This window comes from Mycolicibacterium hippocampi, from assembly GCF_010723735.1.
GTDB classification, from domain to species: domain Bacteria; phylum Actinomycetota; class Actinomycetes; order Mycobacteriales; family Mycobacteriaceae; genus Mycobacterium; species Mycobacterium hippocampi.
Window position 1 is genome coordinate 2317850 of the sequence record NZ_BLLB01000002.1, and the last position, 26493, is coordinate 2344342.

A 26493-nucleotide genomic window follows, 5' to 3' on the forward strand; every position below is an offset into this window, starting at 1 on the left:
CGGGTGGGTTGGTCTGCAGCTAGTTGGTGCCTGCGGCCGGGGCCTTGCTGGGGCGGCGGCGCCGACGGCGACGTCCTGACCGTGCCGCGTCCGACTGCTCGCCGCCGGTGTTGTCGGCTTCTGCCGGCGCACCCTGCTGAGCAGCTTCGGGATGGCTGCCGGGTGTCTGGCCGCCGCGGGTGCGTTGCCGTGTCCGGTTGCTGCGGCGGGCCGGCTTGTCATCGGAGTCCGCGGAACTGGTGCGCCTGCCCTCTTGCCTGGGCGCCTTCTTGGCGCCCTCCGCCGCGCGGCTGCGTCCGATCTTGCCGGTGGCGTCGGCCGGGATGTTCATTTCCTCGAACAGGTGCGGTGAGCTGGAGTACGTCTCGGCCGGGTCGGGGGTCTCCAGACCCAGGGCCTTGTCGATCATCGTCCAGCGCGGGAGTTCGTCCCAGTCCACGAGCGTGACGGCGATGCCGGTCTTGCCCGCACGCCCGGTTCGGCCGATGCGGTGCACGTAGGCCTGCTCGTCCTCGGGGATCTGGTAGTTGATCACGTGGGTGATGTCGTCGATGTCGATGCCCCGGGCGGCCACGTCGGTCGCGACGAGCACGTCGACATCACCGCTGCGGAAGGACTTCAGCGCCTTCTCCCGGGCGCCCTGGCCGAGATCGCCGTGCACGGCGTCGACCTTGAACCCGCGCTCGGCGAGTTCGTCGCAGACCTTCTGGGCGGTCCGCTTGGTGCGGGTGAAGATCATCGTCGCACCGCGATTGTCGGCCTGCAGAATTCGGGCGACCATCTCGACCTTGTCGAGGGCGTGCGCCCGGTAGGCGAACTGCTCGGTGGACTCGTGGGTGGCCGAGCCCTGCACACCCTCGGCCCGGATGTGGGTCGGCTGGTTCATGAACGTGCGGGCCAGCGTGATGATCGGGTCCGGCATGGTCGCCGAGAACAGCATCGCCTGACGGTTGGTCGGGATCTGCTTGAGAATCCGCTCGATGTCGGGCAGGAAGCCCAGGTCGAGCATCTCGTCGGCCTCGTCGAGCACCAGCGTCGACAGCCCACCGAGCTGGAGGTGGCCCTGCTGCGCGAGGTCCAGGAGGCGGCCGGGGGTGCCGACGACGACGTCGGCGCCCTTCTGCAGCGACGCCACCTGTGGCTCGTAGGGGCGGCCGCCGTAGATCGCGACGACCGACAGCGGTCGGCTCTGACCTTCGTGCTCGGCCTTGAGGTATTTCGACGCCTCGGTCAGGTCGCCGAAGACCTGGATGCACAGCTCCCGGGTGGGCACGACGATCAGCGCGCGCGGGATACCGGAGAGCGGGCGTTCGGTGTCGGTGGTGAGCCGGTGCAGCAGCGGCACGCCGAAGGCGAAGGTCTTGCCCATGCCGGTGCGGGCCTGGCCGATCAGGTCGTCGCCGGCCAGGGCCAGCGGCAGGGTCTGTTCCTGGATGGCGAAGGGATGCTCGATGCCGGATTCGGACAGTGCGCGGACGATCTCCTCGCGCACTCCGAGCTCGGCAAACGACGGGCTTGTATGTGGGATTACAGGTGTCATGCTGGGTAAACGAAGCCTTTCACGGTCATTCCTCGTTGCGTTCCAGCGCGCACGAGTTGTGAAGAGAACTCCGTCAGGCCCTGCGATGAGGAGGCGGGCCGCCTGTCGTGCACGCACATTGTCAAGGTGCCTGCGGCGACCATCAGCCCACGTGACCTGTATCGATCTGTCGACTTTCGCGCCGACACCAGACCCCATGGTAGCCGGTCGGTCGGCTGCCCGGTCACCGCACTCGTTGCGGGCGCGCCGGCGCTCTAGAGTTGGGGCCATGTCTTCGACGCCTCCCACGGCCGCCGATCCCGCTCCGGCGGGAGCGCAGAACAACCCGGAAAAAGCGGGTGCTGCCACGGTGTCGCCCCTGCACCCGGGCATCAACGAGCTGTTCGCGCTGTTGGCATACGGCGAGGTCGCGGCGTTCTATCGGCTCACCGAAGAGGCGCGGATGGCGCCCAACCTGCGTGGCCGGATCAACATGGCCAGCATGGCGGCCGCCGAGATGAACCACTACGAAGTGCTGCGCGACGCGTTGGAGCGCCGCGGTGTCGACGTCGTCCCGGCGATGACCAAGTACGCCTCGGCGCTGGAGAACTATCACCGGCTGACCACGCCGAGCACCTGGCTCGAGGCGTTGGTCAAGACCTACGTCGGCGACGCGATGGCCGCCGATTTTTACCTCGAGACCGCCGGGTCGATGCCCGACGAGGTCGCCGACGTGGTGCGTTCGGTGTTGTCGGAGACGGGACACTCGCAGTTCGTCGTCGGCGAGGTGCGCGACGCGGTGACGGCCAGTGACCGTCAGCGCCACCGGTTGGCGCTGTGGTCGCGGCGGCTGCTGGGTGAGGCGATCACCCAGGCCCAATACGTCCTCGCCGACCACGACGAGCTCGTCGACCTGGTGATGTCGGGCGGTGGGCTGTCGCAGATGACCGACTTCTTCGACCGCCTGCAGCACACCCACAGCACCCGGATGCGCGAGCTCGGGCTGGCCTGACCAGGCCCGCTACCGCGTGCAGTTGGTGATGAACGAGTTGCTGTTCTGCGCGGCGATCACGGCGCCGTTGGCGTCGGTGATGCTGCAGTTGAGCTGACCCCGGACGCTGGTTGCGGTCACCGAGCTCAGCGTCACACCGGGATCGAGCACCACGGTCTTGGACCAGGGCAGCGCGACGTTCACGTCGGTCACCAGGGCGCCCCGCTGGTCGGTGTAGATCACCGTCACCAGATCGATGAGTGAGCGATCTCCGGTGATCCGGTAGGTCACGGTGCCGGGAGCGACAGCCGCGGGCGGCGGAGCGGCCTGCGGCGGGGGCAGCACGGGTTGTGCCGTCGGCGTCGCGGTCGCGCTCGGGGTCGGGGATGGGGTCACCGTGGTGACCGTCTCGGGAGGCAGCGACGGCGGGGCCGCGACGCGGGGTGCGGAGGGCTCAGGAGCGCTGCTGGACGTCGGTGCGCCCTGGCTGGATGCGATGGTCGCCGACACCGATCCGCTGTCACCCCCGCCCAGGATCAGGCTGGCTGCGATGACGGCGACGAACAGGATGGCGCCTGCGATCCCGGCGATCCACATCCACCGGCGGTCGACGCTGGCCTCGTCGATGTCGTAGTCGTCGTAGTCCTCGATGGGACCGTCGGGGTCGTAGTCGCCGGGATACGGCGGAAGGGTATCGGTGATCAGGTCGCCGTCGGGTTCGCCGTACGGATCGGCGTACCGGTCGGCACTCCCGTGTCCGCCCGCGTAGCGCCGGCCCCGGCGGGGGCTTTCGATGCGCTCCGTCGGGGTCAGGGAGTACGGCGATTGTGCGGTGTAAGGCCTGTTCATCCAGCTATCCCAGTCGCTTTCCTTGCGGTACGAGGGCTGATGCTATCGGGACAGAAGTGACGAATGAGGTTGGCGCGCCTGCTCTGCGGTCACGGTCGGGACTCGGTTCGGTCGCCCGTCGGTTTCAGGCTCGCGGCGCTGTTTCGCTGACCGCGTAGATCCCGGCGCGGCCTGACGGGCACAGCGTCCATTAGCCTCCTGTGGAGAAGACGAGCACTCGAACAGAAGGGTTTTCACCGTGGAGGTCAAGATCGGTGTCACCGACAGCCCGCGCGAACTGATCCTCAGCAGCGCGCAGACGCCGGCTGAGGTGGAGAAGTTGGTCGCCGATGCGCTCGCCGCCGATGCGGGCGTTCTGAGCCTCACCGACGAGAAGGGCCGGCGCTTCCTCGTGCAGTCCGCGAAGATCGCCTACGTCGAGATCGGGGCCGCCGACTCGCGCAGGGTCGGATTCGGAGTGGGCGCCGTCGGCGCCGAAGCCACCCGCTGAGTCGTCGCCGGAACGGTATTGCGCGCGCGAAATCCCGAGTGAGCACCGCGCGCAATACAGTTCCGGCGAAAGGTCAGGAGCGGGTCAGTGGCACGTGGGACAGCCCGCCCCAGATGAACTGCACCGTGCCCTCGACGGCGTCGCTCTTGTCGATCGGGCGCTCGTTGTTGAGCCAGTAGCGTGCGGAGTCGACGCTGATGCTCACCAGACCCACCGCGATCATCCTGGCCCGATGCGGTTCAAGCCCGGAATCGTGGCTGATCAGGTCGAACACGGCGTCGGTGCACGACTCGGTGGCGACCTTGACCTGCGCGGCCACCTGGGGCTCGGTGACGTAGTCGTTCTCGAAGATCAGCCGGTAGCCCTGGCCGTCGTGCTCGATGAAGTCGAAGAACGCCTCCACCGCGGCACGCACCCGCTGGCGGTTGTCGGTGGTGGTCCGCAGCGCCTGACGCACCCCGGAGACCAGGTTGTCGACGTGCCGTTGCAGCACTGCCAGGTACAGCTCGACCTTCGACGAGAAATGTTGGTACAGCACCGGTTTGCTGACGCCGGCGCGGTCGGCGATCTCGTCCATGCCCGCGGCGTGATACCCGCGGTCGACGAACACCTCGCTGGCAGCGATCAGCAACTGTCCACGGCGCTCGTCTCGGGGCAGCCGGTTACCGCGCCGGGCCGCGGTGGCGGGCAACCCGGTGCCGTTGGCTGGTTGTCCCCCCCGCCGCTGCGCCGTCTTGGCGAGATCGCTCATCAGAACCTCTAGATCTACAGCCGGCGCGACCGGCGTGTTTGATTCGCTCCGCACTGACACTACTACCGTTGGCCTGCGGTACGCGTGAGGTCCGCGCCCGGTTGGCGCGGCGTGCGGTGGCGCGCCGGGAGTGCAAGTCCTCTGAGCTGTGTCATCCTGTTTCGGTGACCTACGACCCGGGGCGTCGCGGGAGCGGTCGGGTCCCCGTGCTGCGCGACGAGTGGCGAGAGCCTCTCCGCGCGCAGCGTGACCCGCTGGCCGAACAGCCGGGCCGGGTCAGATCGAACCGGGACGACCGCAAGCGGTGGCGCAAGCAGACCTGGATCGGTCGCTTCATCTCCACATACGGATGGCGTGCCTACGCGCTGCCGCTGCTGGTCGCGCTGACGGTGGTGGTCGGCTACCAGACCATCACCGGAACCAGCGTCCCGGAGGTGGTGGACGAGGACGGACCCGTGCAGGGTCCGCCGACCATCGGCGTCGCGAGCACCGCGATCGTCGGCGCACCGCCCAAGGGACTCACGGAGTTCGACGCCAGCCTGCCCACCGGGATCCTGCCCGACGGCGGGCCGTTCACCCCGGCGGGTGCCCGGACGTGGCACGTGGTGCCCGGCACCACGCCCCAGGTCGGGCAGGGCACCACCAAGGTGTTCACCTACACCGTCGAGGTGGAGGACGGGATCGACACCACGACGTTCGGCGGCGACGACGGCTTCGCGCGGATGGTCAGCGAGACGCTGGCCAACCCGAAGAGCTGGACCCACAACCAGCAGTTCGCGTTCACGCGGGTGGACGCCGCCTCGGGCATCGAGCCGGACTTCCGGGTGTCGCTGACGTCCCCGATGACGATTCGGGACGGCTGCGGCTATGACATCCAGCTCGAGGCGTCCTGCTACAACCCGGCATTCGAGGGCCAGCCGCGAGTGTTCGTCAACGAGGCCCGGTGGGTGCGCGGCGCGGTGCCGTTCCAGGGAGACGTCGGCTCCTACCGGCAGTACCTGATCAACCACGAGGTGGGCCACGCGATCGGCTACCAGCGCCACGAGCAGTGCGCCGCCAACGGTGAGCTGGCGCCGATCATGATGCAGCAGACGTTCTCGACGAGCAACAACGACGCGGCCCGGTTCGACCCCGGCACGGTCACCCCGGACGGCATCACCTGCCGGTTCAATCCCTGGCCCTACCCGATCGCCTGAATCCGGGCCAGTGAGCACCCGGGAAGCCCCGGGCCCTCATCGCTGTTGATTGCAGTACCCATGCACAACTGATGTGATGATTCCTGAAGCCAACCAAGGAGAACTCGGTGTCGACCCCGTTGCCGCCGCTGGTAGCACCAGCAGCTGAACTCACCCGCGAAGAGGTGGCGCGCTACAGCCGTCATCTCATCATCCCCGACCTCGGCCTGGACGGGCAGAAGCGCCTGAAGAACGCCCGTGTCCTGGTCATCGGGGCGGGCGGACTGGGTTCGCCGACACTGCTCTACCTCGCCGCCGCCGGTGTGGGCACGATCGGGATCGTCGAGTTCGACGTCGTCGACGAGTCGAATCTGCAGCGGCAGATCATCCACGGGCAGTCCGACATCGGCCGGTCCAAGGCGCAGAGCGCCAAGGAGTCGATCCTGGAGGTCAACCCGCTGGTCGACGTCCGGTTGCACGAGGTCCGGCTGGAACCGGACAACGCCGTCGAACTGTTCTCCCAGTACGACCTGATCCTCGACGGCACCGACAACTTCGCCACCCGCTACCTGGTCAACGACGCCGCGGTGCTCGCGGGCAAGCCGTACGTGTGGGGCTCGATCTACCGCTTCGAGGGTCAGGTGTCGGTGTTCTGGGAGGACGCCCCCGACGGGCTGGGCCTGAACTACCGCGACCTCTACCCGGAGCCGCCGCCGCCCGGGATGGTGCCGTCCTGCGCCGAGGGTGGGGTGCTGGGCATCCTGTGCGCGTCCATCGCCTCGGTGATGGGCACCGAAGCCATCAAGCTGATCACCGGCATCGGGGAGCCGCTGCTGGGCCGGCTGATGGTCTACGACGCCCTGGACATGAGCTACCGAACGATCAAGATCCGCAAGGACCCGGCCACGCCGAAGATCACCGAGCTGATCGACTACGAGGCGTTCTGCGGTGTGGTCTCCGACGAAGCCGCGGAAGCGTCCGCCGACGCCACCGTGACGCCGCGGGAGCTGCGGGAGATGCTCGACTCCAGCCAGAAGTTCGCGTTGATCGACGTCCGTGAGCCGGTCGAGTGGGACATCAACCACATCGACGGCGCCGAGCTCATCCCGAAGTCGACGATCGAGACCGGCGACGGTCTGACGCGGCTGCCGCACGATCGGGTACCGGTGCTGTACTGCAAAACCGGGGTGCGCTCGGCCGAAGCCCTGGCGGTCATCAAGAAGGCCGGTTTCGCCGACGCCATGCATCTGCAGGGTGGGATCGTGGCCTGGGCCAAGCAACTCGAACCCGACATGGTGATGTACTAACGCTGGGTTGGGCGCGGTTCCGCTTAGGCTGAGCCGGTGACCGCCGAGCGCCCACCCGACCATGTGCTTGCGGCCTTCGGGCTGTCCGGGGTGCAGCCGGCGCCGCTGGGATCCAGCTGGGAGGGCGGCTGGCGCTGTGGTGAAGTGGTGCTGTCGATGGTCGCCGATCACGCCCGGGCCGCTTGGTCGGCCAAGGTGCGCGAGACGCTGTTCGTCGACGGGGTGCGGCTGGCCCGGCCGGTGCGCTCCACCGACGGCCGCTACGTCGTCGCCGGCTGGCGCGCCGACACCTACGTCGCCGGCACCCCGGAGCCCCGCCACGACGAGGTGGTCTCCGCTGCCGTCCGGTTGCACGAAGCCACCGCCAAGCTCGAGCGGCCCCGGTTCCTGACCCAGCCGCCGGTGGCGCCGTGGGCCGACGTCGACGTGTTCATCGCCGCCGACCGGGCGGCGTGGGAGGAGCGTCCGCTGCACTCGCTGCCGCCAGGTGCGCGGGTGGCGCCCGGAACCGCCGACGGGCAGAAATCCGTCGAACTGATCAACCAGCTCGCTTCGCTGCGCCGGCCCACCAAGAGTCCGAGTCAGCTGGTCCACGGAGATCTCTACGGCACAGTGCTTTTCGCCGGCACCGCGGCTCCGGGGATCACCGACATCACGCCGTACTGGCGACCGCCGGCATGGGCCGCCGGGGTGGTGGTGGTCGACGCGCTGTCCTGGGGCGACGCCGACGACGGCCTGATCGAGAGGTGGACACCGTTGCCGGAGTGGCCGCAGATGCTGTTGCGCGCGTTGATCTTCCGGTTGGCGGTGCATGCGCTGCATCCGCGGTCGACGGCCGCGGCGTTCCCCGGCCTGGCCCGCACCGCAGCGCTGGTCCGCCTGGCGGTCTAGCTGCCCGAGCGTGCGCTCACCGTAGCTTCAGAGTCAAGATCTCTACGCTGACAGCACGCTCGCGGTCAGAAGGCGTGGCGGTACTGCCGCAGCGGCACCCGGCCGTCGGCGGCGAGCACCCCTTCGGCGCGCAGCCGTTCCAACTGCCGAGACGCCAGATGCGGCGCCGGTTTTCCCGACGCGGTGATCACCCGGTGCCACGGCAGATCCGACGAGTCGGTGCGCATGATCCACCCGACGATGCGGGCGCTGGACAGCCCTGCCGCACAAGCGATGTCGCCGTAGGTGGTCACCCTTCCCGGTGGCACGGCCGCGACGAGCGCGCGCACTGCCTCCACCTGCTCGTCGGTGATGGCCGCCACGGTCAGCTCAGCTGGTCGCGAATCACGGCCGCAGTCTCCGCAGTCTTGGCGAGCGGCACCATGTGATCACAATCCCATTCCAGCAGAACAAATCCCGATCCCAGCCCGGCGTCCAGGCCTGCGATCAGTTCGTCGGAGGCGTACGGCGGATCGGTGCGGGTGGCGCGCACCAGCGTGGTCGGTGTGCCGTCGCGCGGAAGGGCAACGGGGCGGGTGAGCTCACTCCAGTACGACAGCATCGCCGGGATGCTGATGCGCCACCCGACTCGGCCGTTCGGCAGTGCGACGAGGTGTTCGTCGAGTTCGCGGTCCAGTTCAGCGGTGGCCACGTCGCCCCACGACCCGTTGGCCTTCTCGGCGCGTGCTTCCTCGCGGTCGGTGTAGTCCGGTGATTCGATCATGCTGTCGGCCACCTCCCGCATCCACCGCCCGTCGAGGGCGACCGCCGGGTCGAGAAGCACCAGAGCGCTGACCAGGTCGGGCCGCGTCGACGCCAGGCTCAGGGCGACCGCGCCACCGAACGAATGGCCGACGACCACGACGGGTCCGGCCGCCTCGGCCTCGAGCAACGCCGCGGCCGCCGCCACGTTCGCCTCGATCGTCCACGGCGCATCCCACGACGACCTGCCATGGCCCAGCAGGTCGGGCGCGAGCGCCGCGACGTCGGGCAGGTGCTGCTCGAAGAGTGTCTGCCACCGTCGGCCGTGCCCGGTCAGCCCGTGGATCGCCAGCACGCGCGCCGACCCGGCCGGTCCGAAACGATGGGTGTGCAACACGTCGATGATGGTGCCAGTTCGGCCGTCACGCCTCCACTCGTGGCCCGTCGAGGAGATCCGCCAGTGCGGCGCGGGTCTCGGGGTCAGCCCGACCTGCGTCGAGTTCCAGCAGCGCGCATTCGGCGTTCGCGGCGAGCCACAGCCGGGCCGCTGCGCGCGGGCGGGGCCGACGCATCGCGACGAAGTCGTCGGTGAGGAGATCGACGGTGGTGCTGTTGCGGCGGATGATCTCGTCCTGGATGGGGAGCTGCCCGCGGGCCTCGAGGATCAGGGCCCGCACGCCGCGCCGGCGCAGGCAGCCGTCGAGGTAGGTCACCGACATCGCGGTCAACCGGTCCCGGCCTGGTCGCATCGACGCGGTGGCCCGCTGCACCTCGTCGAAGATGTCGTCGTGAAACCGGCGGTGCAGCGCCACGAGATACGACGTGCGGTCGCCGAAGTGATGAAAGAACGTTCCCTTGGCCACGCCGGCGGTGGCCACCACCGCGTTGACGCTGAGGCCGTCGAGACCGGTGGTCTCGGCCAGGACGAAGCCCGCCGACAGCAGCGCGTCGCGGGTGCGTTCCTTGGCCGCCGCCCGCGCGCCGGGTGTCTGAGATGGGGGAGTCATCGGTCTTCCAACATACCGACCGGGTGGTCAACGAACCGTCGGTGCGCTAGGTTGTTGACCGACCGACCGGTCAATGAGGAGATGAGCATGCCCCTGGCGAGGACGCCGTCGGGAACCCTGGCCTACACCGATCAGGGCACCGGACCCGCGGTGGTGCTGCTGCACGCGACGTTGCACGACCGCACCGACTACACCCACGTCGCCGCCGCCCTGGCCGGCCGGTACCGCGTCGTCGCCGTCGACTGGCCCGGTCACGGTGACTCACCTGTCCCGGCAGTGCCGCTGACCGCCCCGCTCCTGGCCGACGCGCTCGAGCAGTTCGTGTCCGCCCTCGAGCTGCGCGACGCGGTGTTCGTCGGCAACTCGGTCGGCGGGTTCGCAGCGTGCCGACTCGCCCTCAGAGATCCCTCCCGGGTGGCCGGCCTGGTGCTGGTCAACGGTTCCGGCTTCACCCCGTGGACCCCGGTCAGCCGGGCGTTCTGTGCGTTGATGGGCCATCCGGGCACCATCGGCGCGGTGTTCCGCTTTTCGGTGCCGCTGTACATGGCGGCGAGGACCGACGCAGACCGTGACGTCGTCGCGCGGGTGCTCGCCCGCGCCCGCACCCGCGTCGGCAGGCAGACCGCGGCGGCGATGTGGCGCAGCTTTCCCGACCCCGCGGCCGACCTGCGCGCACTCGCCGACAGGATCACCTCGCCCACACTGATCACCTGGGGCACTCGGGACCGCACGCTGCGCAGGTCCTGGGGGCGTGCCATGCACCACGCGATCAGCGGCTCGGCCTACGTCGAGTTCGACACCGGCCATCTTCCCTTCACGTCGGATCCGCAGGGCTGGCTCGGCGTCGTCGAACCCTTCCTGGAGCGCGTGCTGGACCGCTGATGTCAGACCCTCGTGGTGTCATGCCAACATGTCTGCGCCACACACCGAGCTGACCCCTGACGCACTGGGTCGTCCCGAGATGCGCGGCACCATCCGGGTGCTCGGTGGTGCCGGCACCGGCAAGAGCCGCCTGCTCGTAGACACGGCCGTCGCACACCTGTCCGCGGGCTGTGATCCGGAATCGGTTCTGCTGCTGACGGGTTCGGCGCGCCTCGGCGCGCAGGCCAAGGCCGCGATCACAGCGACGCTGCTGAGCTCGGGCGCACGTACGGTGGTGCGGGAGCCGCTGGTGCGCACCGTGCATTCCTACGCGTTCGCGGTGCTGCGGCTGGCTGCGCAACGCAACGGGACCCCGCCACCGAGGTTGATCACCAGCGCCGAGCAGGACGGCATCATCCGGGAACTGCTGGCCGGCGACATCGAGGACGGTGCTGCATCGCCGGTGCGTTGGCCGGAGCGGCTGCGGCCGGCGCTCGGCACTGCCGGTTTCGCCGCCGAACTGCGTGATCTGATGGCGCGGTGCGGCGAGCGCGGAGTCGATCCCGCTGAGTTGCAACGCATCGGCCGGCTGGCTGGTAGGCCCGAATGGCGGGCGGCAGGCCGGTTCGCCCGGGCCTACGAGCAGATCATGTTGTTGAGATCGGCGGTGGGCATGGCGGCTCCGCAGGCCACCGTGCCGGCATTGGGCGCCGCCGAACTCGTCGGCGCCGCGCTCGAGGCGTTCGCCATGGACGCCGACCTGCTGGCCGCCGAGCGCGCGCGGGTCAAGCTGCTGCTGGTCGACGACGCCCAGCACCTCGACCCGCAGGCCGCTCGACTGGTGGCCGTGCTGGCGAGCGGGGCCGAGCTCGCCGTGATCGCCGGAGATCCGCACCAGACCGTGTTCGGGTACCGAGGGGCCGACCCGGCGCTGCTGCGTGGTGACGGACCGGTGTTGTCGCTGACCGAGTCACACCGGTGCGCAGCCCCGGTGGCCGATGCCATCGGTGCGGTCGCACGCCGGCTGCCGGGCCAGGAGAGCACCCGTCGGCTCACCGGCACCGACGTGCCCGGTGCGCTGACGGTGCGGATCGCCGCGTCACTGCACGCCGAGGCCACGCTGATCGCCGATGCGCTGCGCCGCGCCCATTTGATCGACGGAATGGCTTGGTCGCAGATGGCGGTGATCGTCCGGTCGGTGCCCCGGATGGGTGCCGGACTGGGGCGCGCGTTGGCGGCCGCAGGCGTGCCGGTTGATGTGCCACAGGCTGATTCAGCGCTGGCGGATCAGCCTGCGGTGCGCGCGCTGCTGACCGTGCTGGAGGCGACCGCGGACGGTCTGGACGGGCAGCGGGCCCTGCAACTGCTGACGGGTCCGATCGGTCGGGTGGATCCGGTGTCGCTGCGGCAATTGCGGCGGGCGCTGCGCCGGGCGGCCGAAGCCGGCTCGTCGACTGGGTTCGGGGATCTTCTCGTCGCCGCGCTGCACCGCACCTCCAACCCACTCTCCGACGAGCAGGGGCGGGCGCTGGGACGGGTACGCGCGGTGCTGGCAGCCGCGCAGCGCAGCGCCGACGAGGGCCGGGATCCGCGGCACACGCTGTGGCAGGCGTGGCACCGCTCCGGTTTGCAGCGACGGTGGTTGGCCGCGGCCGAGCGCGGTGGGCCGGCCGCGGCCCAGGCCGAGCGTGACCTCGACGCCGTCACCGCGGTGTTCGACGTCGCCGAACAGTACGTCGCGCGGACGGCGGGGGCCTCACTGCGCGGACTGATCGACCACGTCGCCGCACTCGCGCTGCCTCCCGTCCGCCGCGACGACGCTCCCCGCACCGACGCGGTCGCGGTGCTCAGCGCGCACTCGTCGTTGGGCCGCGAGTGGGACTTCGTGGTGATCGCCGGACTACAGGAAGGTCTGTGGCCCAACGTCTCTCCGCGCGGCGGGGTGCTCGCCACCCAGCAGCTGGTCGATGTGATCGACGGTGTCGCCGATGCCGGGGAGCGTGGACTCTCCAGCAGGGCGCCGCTGCTCGCCGAGGAGCGGCGGCTGCTGATCGCGGCCATGGGTCGCGCGCGCAGCAGGCTGTTGGTGACGGCCGTCGACAGCGATGACGGGGATGACGCGATGCTTCCGTCGTCTTTCTGTCGCGAGCTCAGCGCGGTGGCGACCGAACCGCTCGCCGAGGACGCCGTCCCGGTCCGGGCCCCGCGGGTGCTGGCCCCGGCGGCGCTTGTCGGACGCCTGCGGTCGGTGGTCTGCTCGGCTCCCGGCGCGGTGTCCGACGAGGAGAGATGTTGTGCGGCAGCACAGTTGGCCCGCCTCGCCGAGGCCGGTGTGCACGGTACCGACCCGGCGTCCTGGTTCGGCATGCGCGCACTGTCCACCGAGGAACCACTGTGGGACGGTGGAGAGGGCGATGCCCATGTGGTGACGTTGTCGCCGTCGACGTTGCAGATGCTCTCGGACTGCCCGCTGCGGTGGCTGCTCGAACGGCACGGCGGGTCCGCCGGGCGCGATGTGCGCTCGGCTCTCGGGTCGTTGGTGCACGCCCTGGTGTCCGAGTCGGGCAAGACGGAGTCCCAGATGCTCAACGACCTCGAGAAGGTCTGGAGTGAACTGCCTTTCGACGCGCAGTGGCACGCCGACAACGAGCTGGTCCGGCACCTGGAGATGCTGTCGACGTTCTTGCGCTGGCGTGCCGACACCCGCCACGAGCTCACCGAGGTCGGCACCGAGGTCGAGGTCGACGGACAAGTCGCCCATCCCGGCGACGGGTCCCCCGCGGTGCGGGTGCGCGGCCGCCTCGACCGCCTCGAGCGCGACAGCGAGGGCAGGCTCGTCGTCGTCGACATCAAGACCGGCAAGAGCCCCGTCAGCAAGGATGACGCCCAGGCCCATGCCCAGCTGGCGATGTACCAGCTGGCCGTCGCCGAAGGGCTGCTCGCCGAGGGCGACGAGCCCGGGGGAGGGCGCCTCGTCTACATCGGCAAGGCCCGCGGCGGCGGGGCGACCGAACGCGATCAGGCGCCGATGACCCGCGACGGCCATGCCGAGTGGCACTCGCTGATTCACCGGGCCGCCGCGGCGACGCAGGGTCCGCAGTTCCTCGCGCGGGTCAACGACGGCTGTGCGCACTGCCCGGTCCGGACCATGTGCCCGGCCCAGGAGACCAGGAGTGAACAGTCATGACGCCGCGGTACAGCCCCACCGAGTTGTCCTCCGCTCTCGGTCTTTTCGCACCGACCGAGGAGCAGGCCGCGGTCATCGCCGCACCGCCGGGTCCGCTGGTGGTGATCGCCGGCGCCGGTGCGGGCAAGACCGAGACGATGGCGGCGCGGGTGGTGTGGTTGGTCGCCAACGGATACGCCCGCCCTGGCGAGGTGCTGGGTCTGACGTTCACCCGCAAGGCAGCGAGCCAGCTGTTGCGCCGGGTCCGCTCCCGGCTGGCCCGCCTCGCCGGTGCCGGACTGCTGATTCCCGGCACCCCCACGCCCGACCTCAGCGACGACCCCGTCACGGTCGGCACCTACCACGCATTCGCGGGCACGCTGCTGCGTGAATACGGCCTGCTGCTTCCGGTCGAGCCCGACGCTCGGCTGCTCGGCGAGACGGAGCTGTGGCAGTTGGCGTTCCGGGTGGTGTGTGAGCATCCCGGCGCGCTGGACACCGAAAAGTCACCCGCGGCGATCACCGCGATGGTGCTGCGGCTGGCCGGTGCGCTGGCCGAGCACCTCGTGGACACCGAGCAGCTCTGTGACACCCACGTCGAGCTCGAGCGGCTGGTGCACACGTTGCCGGCCGGCCGGTACCAGCGCGACAAAGGACCCAGCCAGTGGCTGCTGCAGATGCTGGCCACCCAGACCGAACGCACCGCGCTGATCCCGCTGATCGATGCGCTGCACCGGAGGATGCGCGACGAACGGGTCCTCGACTTCGGCATGCAGATGGCCTCGGCCGCGCGGTTGGCGTCCCGGTTCCCCCAGGTCGGTGAGCAACTGCGGCAGCGCTACCGGGTGGTGCTGCTCGACGAGTACCAGGACACCGGGCATGCGCAGCGGGTGGCGCTGTCGTCGTTGTTCGGCGGCGGCGCCGACGATGGGCTGGCGCTGACCGCCGTCGGCGATCCCATCCAGTCGATCTACGGATGGCGCGGCGCCTCGGCGACCAACCTGCCGCGGTTCACCACCGACTTCCCCCTGTCGGACGGCAGCCCGGCGCCCAGCCTGGAATTGCGCACCAGCTGGCGCAACCCTCCCGAGGTGCTGCACCTGGCCAACGCGGTGTCCGCGGATGCACGGCACCGGTCGGTCGCGGTGCGGTCGCTGCAGGCCCGCCCCGACGCCGGTGGCGGCGACGTGCACTGCGCGTTACTGCCCGACGTGGTGGCCGAACGCGAATGGGTGGCCGAGAAGGTGGCGCGGCTCTACCACGAGGGTGTCAGCGCGGCCGGTGCAGCTCCCACGGCCGCAGTCCTGGTGCGCCGCAACGCCGATGCCGCTCCGATGGCTGAAGCGCTCACCCGGCGCGGGGTGGCGGTGGAGGTCGTCGGACTGGCCGGGCTGCTCTCGGTGCCCGAGGTCGCCGATGTGGTCGCGATGCTGCGGCTGGCCGCCGACCCCATGACGGGAGCTGCGGCGATGCGGGTGCTCACCGGTCCCCGCTGGCGTCTGGGTGCGCGTGACATCACCGCGCTGTGGCGGCGCGCCGTACAGCTCGACGACGTCGGTGCGTCGGCGCCTCGAGGCGGGGTCGATCAGGCCCTCGCACAGGTCGCCCCGGATGCCGACGCGGCCTGCCTGGCCGATGCGCTCTGCGACCCGGGGCCCGCCGCCGATTACTCCCCGATCGGGTACTCGAGGATCGTGGCGTTGGGCCGCGAGTTGACGGGGCTGCGTGCCCACCTGGACAGCCCGTTGCCCGAGCTGGTCGCCGAGGTGCGTCGGCTCCTCGGCGTCGATGCGGAAGTCAGGGCGGCCCAACCAGTTTCGGCGGGATGGGCGGGAACCGAACACCTCGACCGCTTCGGCGACGTGGTCGCCGACTTCTCCGCCCGGCCCGGCGCCACGGTGTCGGCGCTGCTGGCGTTCCTCGACACCGCTGAACAGGTCGAGAATGGCCTGGCGCCGGCCGAGATCACGGTGGCCGCCGATCGGGTGCAGATTCTGACGGTGCACGCGGCCAAAGGTCTGGAGTGGCAGATCGTGGCGGTGCCGCACCTCAGTGGACGGGTGTTCCCGTCGACGGCGTCCCCGCGCACCTGGCTGTCCGATGCGGCCGACCTGCCGCCGCTGCTGCGCGGTGACTGCGCGACCGTGTCCGCACACGGGGTCCCGGTCCTCGACACCTCGACGGTCAATGACCGAAAAGCTTTGTCGGACAGGATTTCCGAACACAAGCGTAGCCTCGACCAGCGGCGGACCGACGAGGAGCGGCGACTGCTCTACGTCGCGGTCACCCGCGCCGAGCACACCCTGCTCCTGTCGGGCCATCATTGGGGCGCCACCGGGGCCAAACCCCGGGGCCCGTCGACGTTCCTGAGTGAACTCAAGGATGTCATCGACGAGTCCGCCGCGGCAGGGACCCCGTGCGGGGCCGTGGACGTCTGGGCCGACGCCCCTGCCGACGGTGAACCGAACCCGCTGCGTGATCAGGTCGTCGAGGCCATGTGGCCCGTCGACCCGGTCGGGGGCCGCCGCGAGCACGTCGACCGCGGCGCCGAGTTGGTGGCGCGGGCGTTGGCGGACCGAATCGAAGACGGCTCCGCCGACGTGCACGGCTGGGCCGCCGACGTCGACGCGCTGCTCGCCGAACGCGAACTCGCCGCACACCGGCCCACCCCGCCGCTGCCGACGCAGCTGTCGGTGAGCACATTGGTCGATCTCGGTCGCGATCCCGAGGCCGCAGCGCAGCGACTTCACCGGCGGCTGCCGCGGCGTCCGGATTCACAAGCGCTGTTGGGAACGGCGTTCCACGAGTGGGTGCAACGGTACTTCCAGGCCGAGAAGCTGTTCGACCTCGACGACCTGCCCGGTGCGGTGGATGCCGATCGCCAGGACCGCGGCGAGCTCGAGGAGTTGCAGGCGGCGTTCGCGGTGTCGGCCTGGGCGGCGCGCACCCCGCTCGATGTGGAGGTGCCGTTCGACATGGTGCTCGGCGGGCGGGTGGTGCGCGGGCGCATCGACGCGGTCTTCGCCGACGACGATGGCGGAGTGACGGTGGTGGACTGGAAGACCGGAGAGCCTCCGTCCACGCCGGAAGAGATGCAGCTCAACGCGGTTCAGCTGTCGGTCTACCGACTGGCGTGGGCGGGGCTGCGGGGCTGCCCGGTCTCGACGGTGCGCGCCGCATTCCACTACGTGCGCTCCGGGCGCACCATCGTCCCCGATGCGCTGCTCAGCGCCGAGGAGGTGGCCGAACTGATGGAACTGCCGGCCGCGTGACCCCGAGGGCCGGGCTAACTCTCCCGGTAGACCTTCAGCGCCTGCATGATCATCGGGATCTGCAGGGGCAACCGGGCGATGGCGATCAGGCGCATCGGCAGCGACTTGGTCGGATCGTTGAACCACATCCTGACCATGTTCACGTTCCCCGGGAACACGCCGAGGAACAGCGCGATGGCCGCCAACGCGCCCACCCGGCGGGTCTTGGGGGCCACCAGCATGCCGCCGACGGCGACCTCGGCGACACCCGAGGCGAGCGTGTAGAAGCGCGCGCTGCCGGGGAGTTCGACCGGGACGATGGTGTCGAACGGTTTCGGGGCGGCGAAGTGCAGCACCCCCATCCCGATCAGCCAGGCACCCATCTTGGCGCCACGCGACGAAGTGGTGATCTGCTGCAGTTCGGGCGGGGGGGAGGTCATGGTTACATTGTGCTGGTGTTGCAGGCTCCGACGGTGACGGACCCCCATGGTTAGAGGGCGCTTACGGCGCCGGCTCGGCAGGATCAACCGGTCACTCGCCGATCAACCGGTGCACTCGCTCGTCGATCGTGTCGAGATCCCGCACGAGGTGGCCAGTCCCTGGGTGCGGATCACCAAGCGGATCGTCATCGCGATGGGCGTGCTGTGCGCGGTGGTGCTCATCGTCTACATCGATCGCGACGGGTACAGCGACACGCAGAAGGACGGCCTGTCGCTGCTCGACTGCTTCTACTACGCGACGGTCTCGCTGTCGACGACCGGATACGGCGACATCGCCCCCATCACCGAGACCGCCCGGCTGGTCAACATCGTGATCATCACGCCGCTGAGGGTGGCGTTCCTGATCGTGCTCATCGGTACGACGGTGGAGACGCTGACCACCGAGTCGCGGCAGGCATTCAGGATCCAGCAGTGGAGGAACAACGTGCGCAACCACACGGTCGTCATCGGCTACGGCACCAAAGGCCGCACGGCGGTCGCGGCGATGGTCGGCGATGAGATGGCCCCGGCCGACATCGTGGTCGTCGACGAGAACCCGGCGGCACTCGAGCGCGCCAAGAGCGCCGGGCTGGTGACGGTCCGCGGCAGCGGCACCGACTCCGAAGTGCTGCGGCTGGCCAGCGTGCAGCACGCCAAGTCCATCATCGTCGCCGCCAATCGTGACGACACCGCCGTCCTCGTCACTCTCACCGCACGGGAACTCGCACCCAAGGCCAAGATCATCGCCGCGGTGCGCGAGGCCGAGAACCAGCACCTGCTCCGGCAGTCCGGCGCCGACTCGACCGTGGTGACCTCCGAGACCGCCGGCCGGTTGCTCGGCATCGCGGTGCAGACGCCCAGCGTCGTCGAGATGATGGAGGATCTGCTGACCCCGGATGCCGGGTTCGCGATCGGCGAGCGGGAGGTCACCCCGAAGGAGGCCGGCGGGTCGCCGCGGCACCAGAGCGACATCGTCCTCGGTGTGGTCCGCAACCAGAAGTTGCTGCGGGTGGACGACCCTGAGGTCGATGCGCTCGAGCTGGGGGATCGGCTGCTGTTCATCCGCAGCGCGGACAGCGACCGATGAGCAGAGTGTCCCGATGAGCGCGCCGGGGTTCCGGCTGCGGAACGTCCCGCTGCTGTCGCGGGTCGGTGCCGACCGCGCCGACGCGCTGCGCACCGACGTCGACGCTGCGGTGGCGGGATGGCCGGATGCCCTGCTGCTGCGGGTGGACCGCCGCAACCAGGTGCTGATCTCCGAGGGCCGGGCGGTGCTCGGCCGGGCCGCCGAGGTGGGCGACGCGCCGCCGCAGGACGCGGTATTCCTCGGACGTCTCGCCGACGGCCGTCATGCGTGGGCGATCCGCGCCGACCTCCAGCCTCCTGAGGATCCCCGTGCGCCGACCGAGGTGCTGGATCTGCGTCGGGCCGGCGAGGTCTTCGACGACGTCAGTGCGCAGCTGGTGGCGACCGCCACCGCGCTGTTGAACTGGCATGACAGCGCCCGGTTCAGCCCCGTCGACGGGTCGGCCACCACGGCGATCAAGGCCGGGTGGTCGCGGGTGAACCCGGTAACTGGCCGAGAAGAGTTCCCGCGCATCGATCCCGCGGTGATCTGTCTGGTGCACGACGGACACGACCGCGCCGTGCTGGCCCGTCAGACGCTGTGGCCGGAGCGGTTGTTCTCGATTCTGGCCGGGTTCGTCGAGGCCGGCGAGTCGTTCGAATCCTGCGTGGTTCGCGAGATCTCCGAGGAGATCGGCCTGACCGTCACCGATGTCGAGTACCTGGGCAGCCAGCCGTGGCCGTTCCCGCGGTCGCTGATGGTCGGATTCCACGCGCTCGGCGATCCCGAGCAGGAGTTCTCGTTCAACGACGGCGAGATCGCCGAGGCGGGATGGTTCACCCGCAGCGAGATCCGCGAGGCGTTGGAGCTGGGGGATTGGAGTAGCGACAGCTCCTCGCGGCTGCTGCTGCCCGGCTCCATCTCGATCGCCCGGGAGATCATCGAATCCTGGGCGGCCCTGGACTAGCAGGCCAGGGTCAGCCGGCGAGCTTGGCCTTGACCTGTGCCCCGCTCGGGTTGGTCAGCGTGGAGCCGTCGGCGAACCGCAACGTGGGCACGGTCTGATTCCCGCCGTTGGCCGAGGCCACGAATTCGGCGGCGGCCGGGTCTGTCTCGATGTCGACCTCGGTGAAGGCGATGCCCTCGTTCTTGAGGACTTTCTTCAGGCGGACGCAGTAGCCACACCACGTGGTGGTGTACATGGTCACCGCAGCGGTGTCGTCGGAGCTCATAAGCACATCAACGTAGCCGATGCCGCCCGCATGCCCGCGTCGCGGCCCACGAATGTCGGGCCGCGCTGACATGATGGTCGGCATGTCCCCAACGGCCTCGCGTGACCGGTTGCTGGGCGACCTCGACGAGGAGCAGCGGGAGGCGGTGCTCGCCGCCCGCGGACCTGTCTGCGTACTGGCCGGCGCCGGCACCGGCAAGACCCGCACCATCACCCGTCGGATCGCCCACCTGGTGACCGCCGGGCACGTCGCGCCCGCGCAGGTGCTCGCGGTGACGTTCACCCAACGCGCGGCGGGGGAGATGCGCGGGCGGCTGCGTGCGCTCGACGACGGCACCGGCACCGGGGCAGTGCAGGCGATGACGTTCCACGCCGCGGCCCGTCGCCAGCTGTCGTACTTCTGGCCCCGGGTGGTGGGAAGCACCCAGTGGCAGCTGCTGGACACCAAGTTCTCGATCGTCGCCCAGGCCGCCAACCGCGGTGGGTTGCCGACCAGCACCGACGATGTCCGCGACCTGGCCGGTGAGATCGAATGGGCCAAGGCCTCGTTGATCAGTCCCGAGGACTACGCGTCGACGGTCGCTGCGGTCGGGCGTGACATCCCGTTCGACGCGGGCAAGGTCGCCACCGTCTACGCCGGCTACGAGACACTCAAAGCCCGCGGGGCGGATCTGATGCTGCTCGACTTCGATGACCTGCTGCTGCACACCGCCGCCGCGATCGAGAACGACGCCGCGGTGGCCCAGGAGTTCCGGGACCGTTACCGCTGCTTCGTGGTCGACGAATACCAGGACGTCACCCCGCTGCAGCAGCGCGTCCTGGACGCCTGGCTCGGCAACCGTGACGACCTCACGGTCGTCGGTGACGCCAACCAGACGATCTATTCGTTCACCGGTGCCTCCCCGCGGCAGCTTCTGGACTTCTCCAGGCGCTTCCCCGAAGCCGCGGTGATCCGCCTGGAGAGGGACTATCGGTCGACGCCGCAGGTGGTGTCGCTGGCCAATCGGGTGATCGCCGCGGCCCGCGGCCGGATGGCGGGCAGCAAGCTGCACCTCGTCGGCCAGCGCCCACCCGGGCCCGAGCCGACGTTCAGCGAGTTTCCCGACGAGGTCGCCGAGGCGGCGGCGGTGGCGCGCAACATCAAGAAGCTCCTGGACTCGGGCACCGCCCCCTCCGAGGTGGCGGTGCTCTACCGCATCAACGCGCAGTCGGAGGTCTACGAGGAGGCGCTCACCGAAGTGGGTGTCCCGTACCAGGTCCGCGGCGGGGAGGGGTTTTTCAGCCGCCAGGAGATCCGGCAGGCACTGCTGGCCCTGCAACGCGCCGCCGAACGCGACACCGCAGACCTCGAGCAGCCGCTGCCGGACGTCGTACGGGCGACGCTGGAGCCGCTGGGGCTGACCACCGAACCGCCGGCGGGCACCAAGGCCCGGGAGCGCTGGGAGGCACTGGTCGCGCTGGCCGAACTGGTCGACGAGGAAGTCGCGCAGCGCCCACAACTCGACCTGCGGGCCCTGGTCGTCGAGTTGCGCCAGCGTGCCGACGCCCGCCACCCACCGGTGGTGCAGGGCGTCACGCTGGCGTCGCTGCACGCGGCCAAGGGCCTGGAGTGGGACGCGGTGTTCCTCGTCGGGCTCGCCGACGGCACGCTGCCCATCTCCCACGCGCTGTCCCACGGCCCGGACAGCGAACCCGTGGAGGAGGAACGCCGGCTGCTGTACGTCGGCATCACCAGGGCGCGAGTGCATCTGGCGCTCAGCTGGGCGCTGGCCCGGACCCCGGGAGGCCGACAGGGCCGGCGGCCCTCGCGTTTCCTCAACGGCATCGCGCCGCAGTCGCAACGCGACGACGGCCCGAGCCGGTCACGCAAACCTCGGGGCCCGGCGCCGCGCTGCCGAGTCTGCAACTCCGCGCTGTCCTCGCCTGCGGCGATCGTGCTGCGCCGGTGTGAGAACTGTCCGTCCGACCTCGACGAGCAGCTGCTCGCCGAACTCAAGGACTGGCGGCTGCGGATCTCCAAAGAGATGAGCGTGCCTGCCTACGTGGTGTTCACCGACAACACCCTGATCGCGATCGCCGAGGAGATGCCGACCGACGACGCCGCGCTGGTCGCCATCCCCGGCATCGGCGCCCGCAAGCTCGAACAGTTCGGCCCCGACGTGCTCTCGATGGTCAAGAGCCGCCAAACATCGTAAAAATCGTGCCAAACCTGCTGGTCAGAAAATCGCTTGTCGGGTTTGGCTGCTACCGTCTAGCCTCAGAACACACAGACGACGGCCATGTGCGAAAGGAGGGTGTCTCGATCATGACAAGCAACAATGTCTTCGGCGGCGTAAGCGCTGCACGCGTTGCCGGCATGCCGGGGACCTTCCACGCCTTTGCTTGGGCGCATCCCGCCGCCGCCATCCCGGCTACCGCCGCTATTGCGGCGCCGCGTAAGCGCCGCGCCGCAGCCGGCACGATTGCCGCGTCCGTGAATCGGGGCTCCATCTAGCCAGAGCCCACGAAACGCCCTCAGGCCACGGACCCGCAATCACCCGGATCCGTGGCCAGATTCGTTTCAGGGCTTCTGACAGCCTCTCGAACTCGAAGACCTGGTCGCAGATCCATCCCAGACAGATGGCCGACAGAGTCAACGAACGAGGAAGCAGAGGACTGGACATGTCTTCCCTGACATGTGAGAGAACAAGACTGGCGGTTCCGTGTCGCGATGGGGACCCCGATCTCTGGTTCGCCGAGAACCCGGGGGACCTGGAGCAGGCCAAAGCGCTGTGTGCCCAGTGCCCGATCCGGCGCGAATGCCTGAACGCTGCGCTGGAACGTCAGGAACCGTGGGGCGTGTGGGGCGGCGAGATCTTCGAGCGGGGAACCGTCATCGCCCGCAAGCGGCCCCGAGGCCGGCCCCGCAAGGACACGAAAGAGCCTGTCGCCGCGTGAATCTCGGCCGGCCCCGGCGCTACACCGCGTCGGGGTCGGCGAATCCCGGCATCGTCTCCTCGGCGATGCGGCGGGTCGGGACGTGCGCGTCGAGCTGGCAGGAGATCGCCACGATCGACGCGATCACCCGCATCGGGATTGCCAGCTTGGGCGGGATGTCCATCTGGCGGGCGGCCTTGATCTGGCCGGCGGCCTTGTCGAGCTCCAGCGTCGTCATCCGCTGCAGCCACTTGCGGGTGTAGTGGAACACCGGGACCTGCAGGGGGTCGACGTACTGCTTGAGCATGTCGTCGATCTCGGCGACGGAGACCTGCTGGCCCTTCTGGATGAACCCCATCTTCTCCATCGTGGGCAGCAGCTTGTCGTAGTTCTTGTCCACGGCGTAGCGCAGGATCTGGCCCAGCTCGGCGGGCCAGCCGCCCGGCATCGGAGCCACCGCGCCGAAGTCGATGACGCCCATCCGGTCTCCGGGCATCAGCATGAAGTTGCCGGGATGAGCGTCGCCGTGCACCATCTCGAGTCGCCGTGGCGCGTCGTTGGCGAACACGAACATCCGGGTAGCCATCAGATCGCGCTGTTCCTGGGTGCCCTCGCGGATGATCTGCGACAGCGGGATGCCGTCAATCCATTCCTGCACGACGACCTTCGGCGCGCTGGCCACCACCTGCGGCACCACGAAGTTCGGGTCGCCCTGGTAGGCCTTGGCGAAGGCGCGCTGATTGTCGGCCTCGAGGCGGTAGTCCAGTTCCATCTCGGTGCGCTCGATCAGCTCGTCGACGACGCCCTGAACGTCGGCGCCGGGGGAGATCTGTTTGAGCACACTGACCATCCGCTGCATGGTCTTGAGGTCGGCACGCAACGCCTCATCGGCGCCGGGGTACTGGATCTTGACCGCGACCTCGCGGCCGTCGGCCCATACCGCCTTGTGCACCTGCCCGATGCTGGCCGACGCGATGGACTTGTCGTCGAACGACTGGAACCGGTCCCGCCACCTGGTGCCAAGCTGCTGATCGAGGACCCGGTGCACCTTGGGCGCGGGCAGCGGCGGTGCTTCCCGCTGCAGCTTGGTCAGCGCCTCGCGGTACGGCTTGCCGTACTGCTCGGGGATCGCGGCCTCCATGACCGAGAGGGCCTGGCCGACCTTCATCGCGCCGCCCTTGAGTTCACCGAGCACGGTGAACAACTGCTGAGCGGCGCGGTCCATCAGCTCGGCGTTGACGTCATCCCTGGACTTGCCGGTCAGACGCTTGCCGAAGCCCAGTGCCGCCCGCCCGGCCATTCCCACAGGCAGCGACGCGAGCTTCGCGTTACGCGCGGCGCGCCCACGCTTGATGTCACTCACCACTCCATCATCCACGACGGCGCGGCACTTCGACCAACTAGTTGGGCACGGGTTTCGTCAGCAGGTGCAGTCGGGATGCCGCGACCATCGACGGGCGGCGATCGAGCCGGTGGCGACGTCGAATTCCAGCGTGGTGTCGATGGTCGCCGGAGGCGCCGGGGGTGTCGCTCCGGTGTCTCGTCCGCTGTCGCTGCGGACCGCGCGGACGACGTGCTCGACCTCGTTGAGTGCCAGGCCGGCGGTCGCCAGAACCGTCGCCCGGTCGGCGGTGCCCACGGTCTGGCTCAGTTGCGCCGCCACCGCAGGCCAGGCGGCGTCACGATCACTGCGGTGCAGGTCAGCGCAGCGCAGACAGCTCGTCACGCCGGGGATCACCAGCGGGCCGATCAGCCCGCTGCCGTCGCGCACCCGCACCGGCAGGTGCGGTACGCCGGCGTCGTGCAGTTCGCGCACCACGCGCGGGTCGGCGACCAGGTTGTCGGTCAGTACGGCCAGGTCGACGGCGCCGGTGCGGGCGTGGGTTCTGCTGCTCTGACTGACCCGTACCCCGCTGCACCGCAGGGACGCGGTCAGCAGATCAGACAACGGGCCGTTGCCGTGGACGCGGATCGACACCGCGCGGCTGCGCCGCGGTGCCACCACGGTGACCGCGCCGGCCTCCGCCAGGTGCGTGACCAGCCCGGCGACCACGGACGTCTCGGCGCGGTCGGGGAGCATCGCCTGCAGCTCGGGGATCGTGGCTGTCGACTGCAACGCGCGCAGCAACCCGGTCAGCACCTCCGACGACAGGCCGGCCGGTGGGTGGACGATGATCGCGCGGAGCGGATTCCAGCCCACCTGCACGGTGCCGTCGGGCCGGGACAGCACCGGCGTCGCCGGGTTGAGCGCATATCGCGTCATACGACGACACTGACACGCCGCGACGCGCCCGAGCCGGGTTATCCACAGGGGCCGGGTTACTCCCGCGGGGTTCCGTCGTCGCCGCGCTCGGGATCGGCCTCGGGGTCGGAGATGCCACGTTCGATGTCGGCTGCGTCCTTCAAGGCCGCCTCGATCTCACTGTCCATCCCGCTGGTGTCGCCACCCACCATCCGGTCGATGAAGCCCGCGGGTTCGTCCAGGTCCGATGCGCTCGGCAGCAGGTCGGGATGCTGCCAGACCCCGTCGCGGGCGTCGGCCCCGACGGCCTCGGTCAGGCGCTCCCACAGCGACGCAGCCTCCCGCATCTTGCGGGGCCGCAGTTCCAGGCCCACCAGCGTGGCGAACGTCTGCTCGGCCGGGCCGCCGGTGCCGCGCCGCCGGCGCAGCATCTCGCTGAGCGCGGGTGTACCGGGGATGCGGTCCCCGAGAGCGTCGGAGACCACCGTCTGCACCCAGCCCTCGATCAGGGCCAGCATCGTCTCCAGCCGTTCGAGGGCCACGGCCTGCTCCGGGGTGGTCTTCGGTTCGAAGATGCCCTGGTTGAGCAGTTGCTCCATCTCGGACGGATCGGTCAGGGAGGCGGGGTTGAAGCCGCGGGCGAACTCCTCGATGCCGCTCATGTCGATCTTGGTGCCCTTGGCGAACGCCTCGACGGTGCTGAGCAACTGGCCCGACAGCCACGGCACATGGCTGAACAACCGATGGTGGGCGGCCTCGCGCGCGGCGAGGAACGTGACGACCTCGCTGCGCGGGTGCTCGAGGCCCTCGGCGAGGGCCTCGACCGCTTCGGGCATCAGCGCCGCGACGCCCTTGGGGCCCAGCGGCAGGCCGATATCGGTGGAGGTCAACACTTCTCGGGAGAGCTTGCCCAACGCCTGGCCCAGCTGCGAGCCGAACGCCATGCCGCCCATCTGAGACATCATCGATAGCAGCGGGCCGGCCATGGCCTTGGCTTCCTCGGGTAACGCCGAGGCCCACACCGTCGAGATCTGCTCGGCGACCGGGTCGCACAGCCGCTTCCAGGTGTCCAGCGTGTTGTCGATCCAGTCGGTCGGCGTCCACGCCACCGACTGGGTGGTCCCGGCGGGCAGCGCGGTGGCCCCGTCCAGCCACGTCTCGGCCAACCGGACGGCGTCGACGATGGCGGTGCGGGTCTGGTCGGGCACCGGTGCCACGAACCCGATGGAGTTCGACGCGAGCTGACGGGCCAGGTCGTAGTTGACCGGCCCGGACCCGGGCGCGCCGGGCGCCGCGGTGCCTGCGCCGCTGAACATCTCACCGAGCTTGCTGAAGATCTGACCCAGTTGCGACATGTCGAACTCGTTGCCCCCCGGGAATGCACCCCCGAAGGGGTCGCCACCGGATCCAGGGTCTTTCTTGCGCTTGTCACGCTCGGGGTCGTCCCCGGCGGAGAAGCCGAAAGGCGGGTCAGCCATGCCTTCAACCGTACTCACCACGGCGCCGCCGTGCGGCGATGCGGGTCACGCTGTCAGTGAACCCGTCCGGCGGTACCTCTAC

24 protein-coding genes are annotated in these 26493 nt (G+C 69.7%); 13 read left to right on the top strand and 11 right to left on the bottom strand.

The features are described from left to right. Positions 1–19: 19 nt before the first annotated feature. On the bottom strand, positions 20–1540 hold the full coding sequence (locus G6N53_RS12340) for a DEAD/DEAH box helicase (RefSeq protein WP_163888713.1): 1521 nt from the start codon (positions 1538–1540) through the stop codon (positions 20–22). Between the two features lie 268 nt (positions 1541–1808). Between G6N53_RS12340 and G6N53_RS12345 the strand changes: the two genes are divergently transcribed. Next, positions 1809–2531 carry a ferritin-like fold-containing protein gene (locus tag G6N53_RS12345; RefSeq protein ID WP_163888714.1) on the top strand — a complete coding sequence of 241 codons (723 nt, stop codon included), beginning with the start codon at positions 1809–1811 and terminating at the stop codon, positions 2529–2531. A 9-nt stretch (positions 2532–2540) separates the two neighbouring features. Here the strand turns inward: G6N53_RS12345 and G6N53_RS12350 are convergent, their stop codons facing one another. After that, the gene (locus G6N53_RS12350) at positions 2541–3359 is read right to left on the bottom strand and encodes a hypothetical protein (RefSeq protein ID WP_163888715.1); all 819 of its coding nucleotides are present in this window, start codon (positions 3357–3359) and stop codon (positions 2541–2543) included. Positions 3360–3597: 238 nt separating this feature from the next. On the opposite strand from G6N53_RS12350, the gene G6N53_RS12355 reads away from it, so the two are divergent. Further along, positions 3598–3849 carry a DUF3107 domain-containing protein gene (locus G6N53_RS12355; RefSeq protein WP_163888716.1) on the top strand — a complete coding sequence of 84 codons (252 nt, stop codon included), beginning with the start codon at positions 3598–3600 and terminating at the stop codon, positions 3847–3849. Between the two features lie 73 nt (positions 3850–3922). Here G6N53_RS12355 and fasR read toward each other — a convergent pair whose 3' ends face one another. Further along, on the bottom strand, positions 3923–4600 hold the full coding sequence (gene fasR / locus G6N53_RS12360; protein ID WP_163888717.1) for an HTH-type transcriptional activator FasR: 678 nt from the start codon (positions 4598–4600) through the stop codon (positions 3923–3925). A gap of 164 nt (positions 4601–4764) precedes the next feature. Here fasR and G6N53_RS12365 point away from each other — a divergent pair, with 164 nt between their 5' ends. The 3 genes from G6N53_RS12365 to G6N53_RS12375 all read left to right on the top strand — a co-directional run bounded on the left by G6N53_RS12365 (position 4765) and on the right by G6N53_RS12375 (position 7973). Continuing rightward, entirely contained in the window at positions 4765–5796 is a 1032-nt protein-coding gene (locus G6N53_RS12365; protein WP_163888718.1) for a DUF3152 domain-containing protein, read from the top strand. Positions 5797–5915: 119 nt separating this feature from the next. Next, the gene (gene moeZ, locus G6N53_RS12370; RefSeq protein ID WP_205390548.1) at positions 5916–7082 is read left to right on the top strand and encodes an adenylyltransferase/sulfurtransferase MoeZ; all 1167 of its coding nucleotides are present in this window, start codon (positions 5916–5918) and stop codon (positions 7080–7082) included. Positions 7083–7118: 36 nt separating this feature from the next. Then, complete coding sequence (locus tag G6N53_RS12375) at positions 7119–7973, top strand: TIGR02569 family protein (protein WP_163888720.1); 855 nt, start codon at positions 7119–7121, stop codon at positions 7971–7973. 65 nt (positions 7974–8038) lie between these two features. On the opposite strand, the gene G6N53_RS12380 is transcribed toward G6N53_RS12375, so the two are convergent. The 3 genes from G6N53_RS12380 to G6N53_RS12390 are packed head-to-tail and all read right to left on the bottom strand — an operon-like array spanning position 8039 to position 9721. Then, positions 8039–8335 carry an MGMT family protein gene (locus G6N53_RS12380; protein WP_163888721.1) on the bottom strand — a complete coding sequence of 99 codons (297 nt, stop codon included), beginning with the start codon at positions 8333–8335 and terminating at the stop codon, positions 8039–8041. Positions 8336–8337: 2 nt separating this feature from the next. Next, entirely contained in the window at positions 8338–9120 is a 783-nt protein-coding gene (locus G6N53_RS12385; RefSeq protein ID WP_163895815.1) for an alpha/beta hydrolase, read from the bottom strand. A 16-nt stretch (positions 9121–9136) separates the two neighbouring features. Further along, on the bottom strand, positions 9137–9721 hold the full coding sequence (locus tag G6N53_RS12390) for a TetR/AcrR family transcriptional regulator (protein WP_163888722.1): 585 nt from the start codon (positions 9719–9721) through the stop codon (positions 9137–9139). Positions 9722–9808: 87 nt separating this feature from the next. Here G6N53_RS12390 and G6N53_RS12395 point away from each other — a divergent pair, with 87 nt between their 5' ends. From G6N53_RS12395 to G6N53_RS12405, 3 genes are read left to right on the top strand one after another with little or no spacing between them, the layout of a single operon-like run. Next, the gene (locus G6N53_RS12395; protein WP_163888723.1) at positions 9809–10603 is read left to right on the top strand and encodes an alpha/beta fold hydrolase; all 795 of its coding nucleotides are present in this window, start codon (positions 9809–9811) and stop codon (positions 10601–10603) included. A 28-nt stretch (positions 10604–10631) separates the two neighbouring features. Continuing rightward, a complete protein-coding gene (locus G6N53_RS12400) occupies positions 10632–13769 on the top strand; it encodes an ATP-dependent helicase (RefSeq protein WP_163888724.1) in 3138 nt (1045 codons plus the stop codon). Beyond that, positions 13766–17020, top strand: a complete 3255-nt coding sequence (locus tag G6N53_RS12405; protein ID WP_163888725.1) for an ATP-dependent helicase — start codon at positions 13766–13768, stop codon at positions 17018–17020. The genes G6N53_RS12400 and G6N53_RS12405 overlap by 4 nt, the downstream gene beginning before the upstream one ends. Before the next feature lie 14 nt (positions 17021–17034). Here G6N53_RS12405 and G6N53_RS12410 read toward each other — a convergent pair whose 3' ends face one another. Beyond that, a complete protein-coding gene (locus G6N53_RS12410) occupies positions 17035–17439 on the bottom strand; it encodes a DoxX family protein (protein WP_163888726.1) in 405 nt (134 codons plus the stop codon). Positions 17440–17485: 46 nt separating this feature from the next. Between G6N53_RS12410 and G6N53_RS12415 the strand changes: the two genes are divergently transcribed. Together G6N53_RS12415 and nudC are read left to right on the top strand one after the other, a co-directional pair. After that, positions 17486–18565, top strand: coding sequence for a potassium channel family protein (locus G6N53_RS12415; RefSeq protein ID WP_163888727.1), 1080 nt, complete (start codon positions 17486–17488; stop codon positions 18563–18565). A 13-nt stretch (positions 18566–18578) separates the two neighbouring features. Then, positions 18579–19511: an NAD(+) diphosphatase gene (gene nudC / locus G6N53_RS12420; protein ID WP_163888728.1), complete on the top strand. Its 933-nt coding sequence runs from the start codon at positions 18579–18581 to the stop codon at positions 19509–19511. Between the two features lie 10 nt (positions 19512–19521). Here the strand turns inward: nudC and mrx1 are convergent, their stop codons facing one another. After that, a complete protein-coding gene (gene mrx1, locus G6N53_RS12425; RefSeq protein ID WP_163888729.1) occupies positions 19522–19776 on the bottom strand; it encodes a mycoredoxin Mrx1 in 255 nt (84 codons plus the stop codon). 70 nt (positions 19777–19846) lie between these two features. Between mrx1 and G6N53_RS12430 the strand changes: the two genes are divergently transcribed. The 3 genes from G6N53_RS12430 (at position 19847) to G6N53_RS12440 (ending at position 22712) form a co-directional block, all read left to right on the top strand. Further along, positions 19847–21970 (top strand): ATP-dependent DNA helicase UvrD2, encoded by a 2124-nt coding sequence (locus G6N53_RS12430; RefSeq protein WP_163895817.1) that lies wholly within the window; start codon positions 19847–19849, stop codon positions 21968–21970. Positions 21971–21975: 5 nt separating this feature from the next. Then, complete coding sequence (locus G6N53_RS12435; RefSeq protein ID WP_163888730.1) at positions 21976–22269, top strand: hypothetical protein; 294 nt, start codon at positions 21976–21978, stop codon at positions 22267–22269. Between the two features lie 167 nt (positions 22270–22436). Next, a complete protein-coding gene (locus G6N53_RS12440; RefSeq protein WP_163888731.1) occupies positions 22437–22712 on the top strand; it encodes a WhiB family transcriptional regulator in 276 nt (91 codons plus the stop codon). A 19-nt stretch (positions 22713–22731) separates the two neighbouring features. Here the strand turns inward: G6N53_RS12440 and G6N53_RS12445 are convergent, their stop codons facing one another. From G6N53_RS12445 to G6N53_RS12455, 3 genes are read right to left on the bottom strand one after another with little or no spacing between them, the layout of a single operon-like run. Beyond that, positions 22732–24069: a macrolide-binding ATPase MABP-1 gene (locus tag G6N53_RS12445; RefSeq protein ID WP_163888732.1), complete on the bottom strand. Its 1338-nt coding sequence runs from the start codon at positions 24067–24069 to the stop codon at positions 22732–22734. 42 nt (positions 24070–24111) lie between these two features. Further along, positions 24112–24954 (bottom strand): bacteriocin biosynthesis cyclodehydratase domain-containing protein, encoded by an 843-nt coding sequence (locus G6N53_RS12450; RefSeq protein WP_163888733.1) that lies wholly within the window; start codon positions 24952–24954, stop codon positions 24112–24114. A gap of 56 nt (positions 24955–25010) precedes the next feature. Then, on the bottom strand, positions 25011–26411 hold the full coding sequence (locus G6N53_RS12455; RefSeq protein WP_163888734.1) for a zinc-dependent metalloprotease: 1401 nt from the start codon (positions 26409–26411) through the stop codon (positions 25011–25013). Positions 26412–26493 lie beyond the last annotated feature (82 nt).